The 12,251-nt window shown below is 62.0% G+C and carries 10 protein-coding genes; 4 read left to right on the top strand and 6 right to left on the bottom strand.

Annotation, left to right across the window (positions count from 1 at the left end; translation table 11 throughout):
* Positions 1-5 precede the first annotated feature (5 nt).
* The 5 genes from FYJ85_RS15690 to guaA all read right to left on the bottom strand — a co-directional run bounded on the left by FYJ85_RS15690 (position 6) and on the right by guaA (position 5,896).
* Positions 6-1,007, bottom strand: coding sequence for a LacI family DNA-binding transcriptional regulator (locus tag FYJ85_RS15690; RefSeq protein ID WP_154419454.1), 1,002 nt, complete (start codon positions 1,005-1,007; stop codon positions 6-8).
* A 123-nt stretch (positions 1,008-1,130) separates the two neighbouring features.
* Positions 1,131-2,669 carry a YifB family Mg chelatase-like AAA ATPase gene (locus FYJ85_RS15685; RefSeq protein WP_106051339.1) on the bottom strand — a complete coding sequence of 513 codons (1,539 nt, stop codon included), beginning with the start codon at positions 2,667-2,669 and terminating at the stop codon, positions 1,131-1,133.
* A 35-nt stretch (positions 2,670-2,704) separates the two neighbouring features.
* The gene (locus FYJ85_RS15680; RefSeq protein ID WP_106051341.1) at positions 2,705-3,781 is read right to left on the bottom strand and encodes a hypothetical protein; all 1,077 of its coding nucleotides are present in this window, start codon (positions 3,779-3,781) and stop codon (positions 2,705-2,707) included.
* Positions 3,778-4,350, bottom strand: a complete 573-nt coding sequence (locus FYJ85_RS15675) for an RsmD family RNA methyltransferase (RefSeq protein WP_177994792.1) — start codon at positions 4,348-4,350, stop codon at positions 3,778-3,780. The genes FYJ85_RS15680 and FYJ85_RS15675 overlap by 4 nt, the downstream gene beginning before the upstream one ends.
* 4 nt (positions 4,351-4,354) lie before the next feature.
* Positions 4,355-5,896 carry a glutamine-hydrolyzing GMP synthase gene (gene guaA, locus FYJ85_RS15670; RefSeq protein WP_154419452.1) on the bottom strand — a complete coding sequence of 514 codons (1,542 nt, stop codon included), beginning with the start codon at positions 5,894-5,896 and terminating at the stop codon, positions 4,355-4,357.
* 151 nt (positions 5,897-6,047) lie between these two features.
* Here guaA and FYJ85_RS15665 point away from each other — a divergent pair, with 151 nt between their 5' ends.
* Positions 6,048-7,163, top strand: coding sequence for an SGNH/GDSL hydrolase family protein (locus FYJ85_RS15665; protein WP_106051347.1), 1,116 nt, complete (start codon positions 6,048-6,050; stop codon positions 7,161-7,163).
* Positions 7,156-8,034, top strand: coding sequence for a 50S ribosomal protein L11 methyltransferase (locus FYJ85_RS15660; protein ID WP_154419451.1), 879 nt, complete (start codon positions 7,156-7,158; stop codon positions 8,032-8,034). Before FYJ85_RS15665 ends, FYJ85_RS15660 begins: the two co-directional genes overlap by 8 nt.
* 13 nt (positions 8,035-8,047) lie before the next feature.
* Here FYJ85_RS15660 and FYJ85_RS15655 read toward each other — a convergent pair whose 3' ends face one another.
* Complete coding sequence (locus FYJ85_RS15655; protein WP_206213235.1) at positions 8,048-9,043, bottom strand: GDSL-type esterase/lipase family protein; 996 nt, start codon at positions 9,041-9,043, stop codon at positions 8,048-8,050.
* A 394-nt stretch (positions 9,044-9,437) separates the two neighbouring features.
* Here FYJ85_RS15655 and mnmG point away from each other — a divergent pair, with 394 nt between their 5' ends.
* Both mnmG and FYJ85_RS15645 read left to right on the top strand, forming a co-directional pair.
* A complete protein-coding gene (gene mnmG, locus FYJ85_RS15650) occupies positions 9,438-11,312 on the top strand; it encodes a tRNA uridine-5-carboxymethylaminomethyl(34) synthesis enzyme MnmG (RefSeq protein WP_154419449.1) in 1,875 nt (624 codons plus the stop codon).
* Complete coding sequence (locus FYJ85_RS15645; protein ID WP_154419448.1) at positions 11,309-12,244, top strand: ABC transporter permease; 936 nt, start codon at positions 11,309-11,311, stop codon at positions 12,242-12,244. The genes mnmG and FYJ85_RS15645 overlap by 4 nt, the downstream gene beginning before the upstream one ends.
* Positions 12,245-12,251 lie beyond the last annotated feature (7 nt).

Raw genomic sequence — 12,251 nt, 5'->3', positions numbered from 1 at the left:
CCGGCTCAACCGGCATTGTCGCGGCGAAGAACGCTCTGCCTTCGGACCAGCGCCGTCGGAACGGCGCGGTGACCGGCGGCGTCCTCCCGCTTCGCTATCCGTGCCAGGAGGCGGCGGAAAGCCGTCTCGGCCAGTTCCCGGCGGTCGAGCGAGATGGCACTGAACGGCGGCGTGCCGATCCGGCTGAGCAGCGTGTCGTCAATGGCGATAAGCGAAAGGTCCCGGGGAATCCGGATGTTCCGCTCGGCCATCCCCTGCAGAAGGAGCGTTGCGTCGTAGTCGGAGGCGACGATGATCGCATCGAGCTCCCGCGCCGCTCCGGCGACCGCATGGCCGCAGCTGATCACGGCGTCCTCTCCGGCGGCGGTAGGAGAAAGGTAACGGAACTCCCGCAGCGGCACGCCGTACTTCCGGCAGGATTCGCAGTAGGAGTCGTATTTCATCTGCTGAACCGGGTCGTGGACGAAGGCCAGCCGCCTGTGGCCGTTCTCAAGAAGGCAGCGGAACGCTTCGTCCATCCCCGGCCGGTAATCGAAGCCGACGCTGTCGTAACCGGTGTCGACCGCGTCGTCGAGCTGGATCAACGGGTAGGCGTCGGGAATTCCAGCCTGCCGGAGCGCCTTCCGGGAGACGCCGCCGAGGAAAATGATTCCGTCGGCCGAAGCGGAGTGGAGCTGGCAGATGCAGTGGAGCATTCGCGCATCGGTCCAGTCGGACTGCATCAGGATGGTCTGCAGGTCGTTCCGGTCCGCCGTGCGCTGCAGCTCCCAGGTGAGGTCCGCGAAATACGGCGAGCGGATATCCTGAACGACGATGCCGACCATCCCGCTCCGGCCGGAGACCAGACTCCGGGCGGAGCGGTTCGGCCGGTAGTTCAATTTCGCCGCCGCCAGAAAGATACGTTCCCGCGTCGCCGGAGACGCTTTCGAGAGATTGCCGTTCAATACCGCGGAAACCGCCTGGTAGGAAACGCCCGCCAGCTTTGCCACTTCTTTGATCGTTGCCATGATTCGATAATTCCAACCTTGCGTTACTGGAACAGTGGAACGTTCTACCTTCCTGTTCAGTAATTATAGATCATTTTGATCGAAAAAGCAAGCCGGAATTCATTTTTTATCGGTGAAACCGGCTCAGGCGTCGATACGCTCGCTGCCGCGATAGCCGATCGCCTCGAAAAGGTGACTCTCCTGAATGGATTCGGACTGCGCCAGATCGGCGATGGTCCGGGCGACCTTCAGGATACGGTCATAGGCGCGCGGGCTGAGCTTGAAGCGGGCGATCGCCTGGCGCAGCAGAAGCTGCCCGGCGGGCGCGATCCGGCAATGCTTCTGCAGGTCCCGCCCGGTCATCTGGCCGTTGGCGTGGAAATTCCGGTCGCGGAACCGCTCCTCCTGAATGCGGCGGGCCGCGATGACCCGTTCCCGGATCGCCGCTGACGACTCGCCGTCCGGAGACTTCAGCAGCTCCTCCTGCGTCAGCTGGCGGACCTCCACATGAAGGTCGATCCGGTCGAGCAGCGGTCCGGAGATCTTTTTGCGGTAACGCCGCTTCTCATCCGGCTTGCAGGTGCAGCCGAGCTCGTAGTCTCCCCGGCCGCAGGGACACGGATTCATGGCCGCGATCAGAATGAATTTGGCCGGAAAGGTACAACTGCCGTTGGCGCGGGAGATGGAGACGCTCCCGGTTTCCAGCGGCTGGCGCAGGACCTCAAGCACATTGCGCTTGAACTCCGGCAGTTCATCCAGAAACAGCACTCCGTTGTGCGCCCGGCTGATCTCGCCCGGCGTCGGATTCTTGCCGCCGCCGATCAACCCCACGTCGCTGGCGGTATGATGCGGAGCGACGAACGGGCGGCGGTTGACCAGCGGCTTGCCCGGCTCCAGCAACCCGAGGACGCTGTGAATACGGCTGGTTTCAAGTGTCTCCTCAAGCGTCATCGGCGGAAGAATACCGGGCAGACAGCTTGAAATGAGAGACTTGCCGGTTCCCGGCGGGCCGCTCATCAGGACGTTGTGTGAACCGGCGGCCGCAATTTCCATGGCCCGTCTGGCCATGACCTGGCCTTTGACTTCACTGAAATCCGGCAGATTTCCGTCGCCTGCCGTGCCGTCCGCCACGGCAGTCCGGCAGGGGAGCATCGGTTTACCCTGAAAAAAATCCGCCGCGTCACGAAGGGTGCCGACCGGAAAAACCGGAATGCGGCCGGAGGCCAGCGCGGCTTCCTGTGCATTGGCGGCGGGGACGAGCAGCGCGCCGACCTGTTTTTCTTCCCGCATCCTCAGCGCGATGGACAGAACGCCGCGGACCGGGCGGACCGTTCCGTCCAGCGCGAGTTCTCCGACCACTGCCGCGCCCGCGAGCTTTGCGCCGTCGATCTCCCCGGCCGCCGCAAGCATGACCAATGCGATGGGCAGGTCGAAGGCCGCTCCCTCCTTGCGCAGATCGGCCGGAGCCAGATTGATCACGGTCGTGCCCTGCAGCAGCGGACAGCCCGAGCTCTGCAATGCCGACCGGACCCGGTCCCGGCTCTCCTTGACCGCCGCATCCGGCAACCCGACGATCGACACGGCCGACGGGGAATTTGCGCCTTTCCGGTCGGCATGAATTTCGACTTCGACCGGAAAGGCGTCGATTCCGACCACCGCAGCCGAGTAAGTTTTCGCCAGCATGAGCGTCCTCTTTCCTTCGTTCCGGAACTATTATGTTACAAATACCGGGCAATCCGGTCCAGATTGAAATACCGTACCGTTCCCCCCCGGCGGGCCCCGGAGCTGATCCAGTCGGTCAGCTCCGACGGCAGATCGAAGGCGGCCAGCCGCTCGCGCTGGTCGTCGGCCCGGGCTGGAACCGCTCCGGGCGGCATCGGCTCGAGATAAAGCCTGCCGTTTCCCGGATCGAAACCGGCCGCGCGGCGGTGAGGAATCAGCGCCATCTGCAGAAAGAAATGGGCGAGGAACAGCTTCTCGAGCTCCGCCGGCTCGCCTTCGCGGATTTCGCAGTCGACGGTTTCCCCGAGCTCGCGCAACGGATTGACCGCATGCAGAACGCCGTCGATTTTACGGGTGAACTTCGGATATCCGGCCAGAATCTGGCGGCGGCGTTTCGGCCATTCCCGCCAGAGCGCATCGGCTTCGCGGTCCAGTGCACGGTCGTAAAAAGCGTCGGCGTTCGGGATGCCGCACGCCGACAGAAAAGCGGTCATCCGTTCCCGGCTCAGGATTTCGCGCAGCTCCATGGCCACCCGCCGCATGCGGTAGGCTCGGAACTGCCGGTCCAGAAAACCGGCCCGCCGCACGCCGAGCGCATCGACGAGCACAAAGCTTCGTTTCACTTTGTCGTACAGGATGTTGCCGAGATGAAAATCGGGGTGGAACAGGCCCGATTCAAGAATGTGTTTCAAAAAGGGAGCAAAAAGAGCGAGAAAGGGTTCGGGGTCCGCGCCGCCTCGCACAAACGTTCTCCAATAATACTCCGCCACCGACTCGGAATCCGGCAGTGCCCGAGTGATGAGGCATCCGCCGCGGGACGATTCACCGCAGGCCAGATATTCGACCACAGGGATTCCCTGCGACTCCAGGAGCTTCGCGCTCTTCCACTCGCTGCGGAACCGCGCCGCGCCGCGCCGGTCGCACTTCAGGAAATATCCGCCGGAACGAACCACGCGGCGAACCGGGTTCGCCTTGACCTCCTCGCCGGCCTCAAGCAGCGTCTCGGGGAATTCCCCGAGTTCGGCGCGCACGGCGTCCGAAGCAAAGCTCCAGCGGGACGGATGCGGCGTCATACCGGAACCTCCCCGAGCAGAAAATCGGTTCCGCCGAATTTGCGGATCCGCCGGTCGGCGAGCAGCGGCTGTTTCAGGAACTCTCCGACGCTGCCCGGCGCGTCCGGAATCTCCCAGACGACCAGCGCTCCGGCGGCACGCTCCCGCAGCCGCGGACTGCCGAGAATCTCCCCGAACAGCGCGGCTGACTGCGCATATGGAGGGTCGGCAAAAATGACGCCGGGGGAGGGGATGCGGCCGATATATGCCGCGACATTCCCGGCCGATGCCTGAATGACGTCGAATTCGCACTCGACCCCGGTTCTCCGCACTCGTTCGATGTTCTCCTCGATCACACGGATGTGGCGCGGATCGGATTCGACCAGCACCGCCTTCACGGCTCCGCGGCTCGCCGCCTCAAGCGCCAGCGCACCCGAACCGGCGCAAAGGTCGAGCACGCAGCTGCCGGCCAGCCGCCCGCCGAGACTGTCGAAAAGCGCTTTCCGGGCGCGTCCGGCCGTAGGCCGCACTCCGATGCCGGGCGGCACGTTCAGGACGATGTTGCGCGCGCATCCGCCGATGATCTGCATGATGTTATTCCCATTCGATGGTCCCCGGCGGCTTGCTCGTGATGTCATAGACCACGCGGTTCACGCCGTTGACCTCATTGATGATGCGGGACGAAATCCTTCCGAGCAGGTCATACGGCAGCTGGACCCAGTCGGCGGTCATGCCGTCCGAGCTCTCCACCGCGCGCAGCGCGATCACGTAGTCGTAAGTCCGTTCATCGCCCATGACGCCGACGGTGCGGACCGGCAGAAACACCGCAAAAGTCTGCCAGATGCTGTAATAGAGCCCGGCCTTCTTGATTTCGTCGACGACGATTTCATCCGCATCGCGCAAAATGTCGAGCGTTTCGCGGGTCACCGCGCCGAGGTGGCGCACGGCGAGCCCCGGTCCCGGGAACGGCTGGCGCATGACCACATCCTCCGGCAGCCCGAGCTGGCGGCCGACCTCGCGGACTTCATCCTTGAAGAGACGCGACAGCGGCTCGAGCAGCTTGAATTTCATCTCTTCGGGCAAACCGCCGACGTTGTGGTGGCTCTTGATCATCGCGGCGGGATTTCCGTCGATCGGAACGCTCTCGATCACATCGGGATAGGTGGTCCCCTGCGCAAGAAATTCGGCGTTTTCGATTTTTGCGGAGGCTTCGTCGAATACGGTTACGAACTCATTGCCGATGATCTTGCGCTTTTTCTCCGGCTCGTCGACGCCGGCGAGCTTTGAAAGGAAGCGGTCGGTCGCGTCGACGTAGATGAGCTTCATGTCGAAGTTGCGGCCGAAGAGCTCTCGGACCCGCTCCGCTTCGTTTTTGCGCAGCACGCCGTTGTTGACGAAGATGCAGTTCAGCTGCTTCCCGATCGCCTTGTGGATCAGCGCCGCGGCCACCGACGAATCGACGCCGCCCGACAGGCCGAGGATGACGTTCGACTTGCCGACCGTCGCGCGGATTTCCCGCAGCTGCTGTTCGATGAAGGACTCCATCGTCCAATCCCCCGCGCAGCCGCAGATCCGGCGGCAGAAGTTGCCGATGATGCTTTTCCCCTCCGGCGTGTGAACGACCTCGGGGTGGAATTGAATGCCGTAAAGATTCCGTTCCGGCATATGGACGGCGCAGAATTCGGTGTTGCCGCTCGAGCCGAGTACGCGGAACCCGCCCTCCGGCATCCGTGCGACTTTGTCGCCGTGCGACATCCAGACCTGCGTCTTCGGAGAAACGCCGACGAACAATTCACCGGGCTCCGCGATTTCGAGGATCGCCTTGCCGTATTCGCGCGCTCTGCCGCGGGCGATCTCTCCGCCGAGCGTCTGAATCATGAGCTGCAGCCCGTAACAGATGCCGAGGATCGGAATGCCGAGTTCGAAGATGGCCGGATCGCACTTCGGCGCGTTTTCGGCATAAACACTCGACGGGCCGCCGGACAGGATGATGCCCTGCGGGCGCTCCGCCCGGATGGTTTCGGCCGGCGTGTTGAACGGCATGATCCTGCTGTACACCCGGCATTCACGAATCCGCCGCGCGATCAGCTGACTGTACTGGGAGCCGAAATCGAGGACGATGATCGTTTCACTCATAGAGGTGGCTTCTCCTTTGCAAAGGATGGTTTCCTGATATTATTCCGTTAATATAGCACGAAAAACGGTGCTTTTAAAGGGGAGGGGACTTTCATTTTCGGAGTTTTCGGAGTATAGTTTCCCCGTTGCCAGGAAACGGGAATGAAAAACGATGAAAAAAATCGACCTGCGGCGCTTTGACGCCAATATGAAAACCGCGGAGGTGTGCGCCGGCGGCGGTGTATTCTGGATCGATGCCGACGATTCGCGCTGCCGGCTCGACGGCTTCGCCTTCCGCTCTGCCGGAGAACCGTTCCGGCGCCTGCCGTACAGTCCCGCCCTGCCGGAGGCGGTCAATGCGCTGGCCGGGCACACGGCGGGCGGGATGCTGACGTTCCGTACCGACAGCCGCCGCATCCGGCTCCGGGCGCGGCTCGAAAACCACTGCCGGATGGACCATATGGCGGCGACCGGCTCCGGCGGCTTCGATCTTTATGCGGGGCCGGCCGGACACCGCCGCTTTTCCGGCATTGCCCGGTTCGATCCGGCGGCGGCAGAATACGAAATTCTGCTGCTGGAGCGGGAACAGGGCGGCATGGAGGAGTTCCAGCTGAATTTTCCGCTGTACAGCGGCATCGGTTCATTGGCGGTCGGACTGGACGAAGGCGCCGTGCTTGAGACGCCCGCTCCCTGGAGCAATCCGGCTCCGGTCGTCATTTACGGCTCCTCCATCACACAGGGAGGCTGTGCGTCCCGGCCGGGCAGCGCATTTCCGGCCATGCTGAGCCGGATGCTCGACCGTCCGTTCCTGAACTTCGGCTTCTCCGGAAGCGGCAAAGGCGAACCGGAGGTGATCGCCGCGATCGCGGCGGTGCGAACCCCGGCGCTTTTCGTGCTCGACTATCAGGCCAATGCCGGAAGCGCCGGAATCCGCGATACGCTGGCGGGCGCCATCGACACGCTGCGCGAAACGCATCCGTCTGTTCCGGTACTCATTGTCAGCCGGATCCGCTGGAACCGGGAACGGCTCGTTACCGGCAGCGATTTCCTGCACGACGCCGAGGCGGAAGAGGCGATTGCATATCAGCGGACGGAGGCGGAGCGCCGCCGCGCGGCAGGCGACCGGCTGGTCTTTTTCCTGAACGGGGAATCGCTCACCGGGCCGGATTGGCATGAGTGCACGGTCGACGGAGTGCATCCGACCGACCTGGGTTTTCACCGGATGGCGGAAGGTCTGCTGCCGGTTATCAGCGAATTATTGACATTGACGGGAACACATCATGAATGACATGCTTTACTGCATCAAACTCGTAGACGACTCGGAAAACTTCGACCTGGCGGCCGAAATGCTCGCCGCACTTGAGCTGGAATCGAGCAGCTTTGAGGACAAGGAGAACAAGCGGGTCTGCCACACCATCTACGCGGCCGATCCGGAGACGGCGGCGGAAAACCTCGCACTGGTCACGAACGCCGTGAAAGAGTGGACGCCGCTCGGAGTGCGGATTTCCGCCATCGAACCGTTCGAACTCAAGAAAGAGGACTGGGCGGAAGTCTGGAAAAAATATTTCGACGTCATTCCGGTCTCGGAGACGCTGGTCATCAAGCCGAGCTGGCTTGATGTCCAGCGCAAACCCGGCATGGCGGTCGTTGAGATCGATCCCGGCATGAGCTTCGGAACCGGACAGCATGCAACGACTTACTACTGCCTGAAAACGATCGACCGCCTGGCCGGGAAGCCCGGCGTCAAAAGCATGCTCGACGCCGGCTGCGGCTCCGGCATCCTGACCATTGCGGCGGCGCTGCGCGGCTACGACCCGGTCGATGCCTTCGACAACGATCCTGACGCAGTGCGGATCGCGGCCGAAAACCTCGCGCTGAACCGCATCGGGACGGTCAGTCCGGTCGTCGGCGACGCGGCGGTCTGGCAGGGCAGGGCGGAGCAGTACGATCTCGTATGCGCGAACATTCTCGGCCATCTGCTCGTCGCATTCCGCAACAATATCGTCAGCTGGGTCCGTCCCGGCGGCTATCTGACGCTGGCCGGAATCCTGTCGACCGAGTTCGACGGTGTCGCGGCCGCTTTTATCGAACTCGGTTTCGAGGAACTCGACCGCGAAACATTGCGGGAGTGGACCAGCGGTCTCTTCCGCAAACGCTGAACGGAAGCGTCCGTCAATCCCAAACGGATGCTGCGGCCGCCGCATAAATGCGGTGGCCGTAGTCGTTCGGGTGGTTCACCCCGTTGCCGGTCACATCAAGAAACCGCTTCCCGGCAATCAGCGCATGCCAGAGTTCATTCACCGGAGCGTAGGCCAGGCGGGCGCCGCCATCTTCCGCGATCTGCCGCAGCTTCCGGGCGAAAACCGTATCTTTTCCAGCCGGAGTCAGGTCCCATTCCGGATTGCCGCTCATCTGCGAAACCAGCACGAACTCCATATCCGGATTTTTCGCCAGCCCCGCATCGACGATCCGACTGATATTCCGGCCGAACCCTTCCTCGGAAAGATGGGATAAATCATTCATTCCGTAAGCGATAAACAACAGGGCAGGGGGGAACTCCCGGCAGCACGCCTCAAGATGTTCCACTCCGAAAGCCGAACCGGAACCGGAAACCGCGCCGTTGACCATGCGGCAGGAGGTCCGCCGGGAAAGCCGTTCCGTCACCAATCCGGGCCAGGGGGCCTGTCCGGGCGCAACTCCGACCTTTTCCGTGGAATTCCAGCCGTCCGTGATGCTGTCGCCGATAAAGGCGATATCGAGCAATTTCTTTTCGCACAGACATTTCCTCGTCTTCGGCAACTTCGCCGGATCGGCGGCCGGAATTGCGGGGAAGGGGGCCCGGGTCCGGTAATCGATTGAAACCTGATGCCGTGCAAAGAAATCCGCCCGGTCGAAACAGACCAGCCCGGTCGGGGATCCGGACGCCGAACCGATTGCGTTTGCCCCTTCATCCGGAAACAGGACGGCGCGTTCAGGGGACGGATACAACCTCTCGCGCGTCAGAAACGGCATCGTGGAACCGGGCAGGCGGCGCAGCACACGGCCGCCCTGCTCCAGCCGGAAATCACGTCCTTCCGCATAAACCGCGCCGAGCGTCGGATTGTAAACCGCAGTCACCTCCTCCGCCGGAAACGCCAGAACTGCGCTCTCCGACTCCGTAAACAACACGGTTTCTCCACAAACATCACCGGTTTCTCTGTTCCACAACCAATCGGACAGCATCCTCTTTTTCCTTTCTGAAATTCACCTGCAACTTTAAAGTATACAGCCGATAAAATTCCTGTCAAGCCGCAATCCGTTTTTTCTCAAAAAACAGCAGTCCAAAGAGAGCTTTCTCCGCACAGATATATAACGTCGCATAATGTATGTTATGATAAATTTAAGACAGGGATTTCCGGGGAGGGGGGATCGATCGGAAAGCTGCGGCCGGTCTATCCCTCGCGGCGACCTTCGCAATCCTGCGGGATTTTATTGAATTTCATCGTCATTGATATTGATAATGTCAACCTTTGAACTTATTTTATAGGAATATCGTTTTTGACGGAGAATTCATTGCTGTTATATGAAAGAATATGATGTTGTTGTGATCGGCGGCGGTCATGCCGGGTGCGAAGCCGCTTTCGCCGCCGCGCGGGTGGGGGCGGATGTCCTGCTGATCACGCTGAATATGGACCATATCGCCCAGATGAGCTGCAATCCTGCTGTCGGCGGCATCGCCAAGGGGCAGGTCGTGCGCGAAATCGATGCAATGGGCGGTGCTCAGGGCTTAGTCACCGATGCCGCGTCAATCCAGTTCCGCATGCTGAACCGGACCAAGGGGCCGGCGGTCTGGTCGCCGCGTTCCCAGTGCGATAAAGTCGTCTACCAGCGCGCCATGAAGCTGCTGCTTGAGGAGACGCCGAATCTCGATATCCTTCAGGCCGAAGTGACCGGATTCCTGGTCGAAAACGGCCGAATCACCGGCGTAGAAAACCAGTTTGGAGACCGGATTCCATGCCGGGCGGTCGTCGTTACAACCGGTACGTTCCTGAACGGCAAACTGCATTACGGAATGCGTAATTTCCCGGGAGGGCGGGCAGGCGATTTCCCGTCCAACGCGCTTTCGACCGCGCTTTCCGGACAGCTCGGGCTCCGGATCGGACGCCTCAAAACCGGGACTCCGCCCCGCATCCTGGCGAAAACCATCGATTTTTCCCGCATGAAGCTCCAGGAGGCGGAGGGGCAGGAAGAGGAATTCTGCTGCTGGAGCAGAGAACAGCTCCCCCCCCTTCCCCATGCGCGCCGTCACGACATGCCGTGTCATCAGGTCTATTCTACCGAAGAAACCGCGCAGATCGTTCGCGACAATATTCAGTTTTCCCCGATGTATCAGGGAGTGATCAAGGGAATCGGCACACGTTACTGCCCGTCGTTCGAAGACAAGGTCGTTCGTTTTCCGCAGCACCCGGTCCATCTGCTTTATCTCGAGCCGGAGGGCGCCGACACCCGCGAATACTATATCAACGGCATCTCGACCAGTCTGCCGGTCGAAGTGCAGCGGGCCATGGTCCGGTCGATCCCGGGGATGGAACGGGCGGTCATCTCCCGGTATGCATATGCGATCGAATATGACTTTCTGTATCCGGATCAGCTCGAGCGGTCGCTGCGCGTCAAATCTTACCGGAATTTATTCAGCGCCGGACAGATCAACGGCACCAGCGGCTACGAAGAGGCTGCGGGCCAGGGACTTGTGGCCGGCCTCAACGCTTCCCGCCTCGCCGCGGGCAAAACGCCGGTCGAACTCGGACGCGACAAGAGCTACATCGGCGTTATGATCGACGACCTCTGCACCAAGGAGATTGTCGAACCCTATCGGCTTTTTACAAGCCGCGCCGAATACCGGCTGCATCTCCGGCAGGACAACGCGGATCTGCGCCTGTCGGAACAGGCGCATGAACTCGGCCTGCTCCCGGAAAAAAAATACCGGGAGTTCGAAGCGTACCGCCGGGAGCTCGAGCGGGTGCTGGCCGTCTGCCGCACGACGAAATCCTCCGGCAAGCCGCTGCTGGTTCATCTGAAGGATCTCCCGGACGGAATCTCCCGGGAGGAGGGCATGGCCCGCCTCCCCTTCCCCGCCGGGCTGCTGCCCGCGATTCCGGAGGGGCGTACCGGACGCCGGGTCTGGAACGAACTTCTGGTTGAAGCGCGCTACGACGGCTATCTGCAGCGCGAAGCGGCCGAGATCGGCCGAATGCGGAAACTCGAGGTGCTGAGTATTCCGGAAGACTTCGATTACAGCATCGTTCGCGGCCTGGCCGGCGAAGCGCGCCAGAAGCTCGAGCGGGTTCGTCCGACCACCCTGGCCCAGGCCGGACGGATCGACGGAGTGACACCGGCCGATATCGCGCTGTTGCAGGTGTCAATCGTCCGCCGGAGCCGCGAGGAGTCCGCCGGATGAGCCGCCCTGCCGCCACAGCCTGGAGCCGGCTGCGCCGAAGCCCGTCGGCCATGATCTCGCTCGGAGTCGTGCTGCTCTATGTTTTTGCAGCCGTCGGAACCGAAGTTTACGCAGCCTGGTGCGAGTCGAATCATGTGATCCCGGTCTACCAGCAGCCGGACGATACGGCGCGTTACGCTCCCCCCTCCCCCGAACACTGGCTCGGAACCGATTATCAGGGGCGCGACGTGCTGCTCCGGGCGATCGCCGGCAGCGCCACAGCAGTCAAAGTCGGCGTTATCGCCAGCCTGATCGCCGCCGTCATCGGCGTTGCGCTCGGTGCGGCGGCGGGGTTTTACGGCGGGAAATTCGATGACGCCGTGGTCTGGGCATACAGCACCTTCGCGTCGATGCCGACGCTGCTTTTCATTCTGGCCTTCGCGCTTCTCGTTTCGCGCAATTTCCTGTCGCCCGGAATGATGCATGCGGCGGAGCTGCTCGGCTCCGTGCTGCGGGCCGAACCCGGAATGCTCGCCGTCTACCTTGCGATCGGCATCACCGGCTGGATTACGCTGTGCCGGGTCGTGCGGGCCGAAACGATGCGGCTCAAAACCATGCCGTTCGTATCGGCGGCGCGGGTGGCGGGTGTCGGCAGCGCGGTCATTATCCGCCGTCATATTCTGCCGAACGTGTTCCATCTGGTCATCATCTACTTTACGCTTTCGTTCGCCGGCGCGATCATGCTGGAGGTCATTGTCAGCTATCTCGGATTCGGCGTGCAGAGTGCGCCGAGCTGGGGCGTCATGATTTCGGACGGACAGGAGCGGCTCTGGCGCGGCATCTGGTGGGAGATTGCCGCCGCGACCGGCTTCATGTTCGTCCTCGTGCTGGCGCTGAACGTTCTCGGCGACTCGCTGCGGGATGCGCTCGACCCCCGCCAGAGAACCTTGTGAGAGAAAG

Origin of the sequence: Victivallis lenta (assembly GCF_009695545.1) — a bacterium.
GTDB classification, from domain to species: domain Bacteria; phylum Verrucomicrobiota; class Lentisphaeria; order Victivallales; family Victivallaceae; genus Victivallis; species Victivallis lenta.
The sequence above is the reverse complement of the archived record's forward strand: the minus strand, read 5'-3'. Positions and strand labels throughout refer to the sequence as shown.

Excerpts from the sequence above, each read along its gene's own strand:
- FYJ85_RS15690 (WP_154419454.1), bottom strand. The coding sequence starts at position 1,007 with ATGGCAACGATCAAAGAAGTGGCAAAGCTGGCGGGCGTTTCCTACCAG.
- FYJ85_RS15685 (WP_106051339.1), bottom strand. The coding sequence starts at position 2,669 with ATGCTGGCGAAAACTTACTCGGCTGCGGTGGTCGGAATCGACGCCTTT.
- FYJ85_RS15680 (WP_106051341.1), bottom strand. The coding sequence starts at position 3,781 with ATGACGCCGCATCCGTCCCGCTGGAGCTTTGCTTCGGACGCCGTGCGC.
- FYJ85_RS15675 (WP_177994792.1), bottom strand. The coding sequence starts at position 4,350 with ATGCAGATCATCGGCGGATGCGCGCGCAACATCGTCCTGAACGTGCCG.
- guaA (WP_154419452.1), bottom strand. The coding sequence starts at position 5,896 with ATGAGTGAAACGATCATCGTCCTCGATTTCGGCTCCCAGTACAGTCAG.
- FYJ85_RS15665 (WP_106051347.1), top strand. The coding sequence starts at position 6,048 with ATGAAAAAAATCGACCTGCGGCGCTTTGACGCCAATATGAAAACCGCG.
- FYJ85_RS15660 (WP_154419451.1), top strand. The coding sequence starts at position 7,156 with ATGAATGACATGCTTTACTGCATCAAACTCGTAGACGACTCGGAAAAC.
- mnmG (WP_154419449.1), top strand. The coding sequence starts at position 9,438 with ATGAAAGAATATGATGTTGTTGTGATCGGCGGCGGTCATGCCGGGTGC.
- FYJ85_RS15645 (WP_154419448.1), top strand. The coding sequence starts at position 11,309 with ATGAGCCGCCCTGCCGCCACAGCCTGGAGCCGGCTGCGCCGAAGCCCG.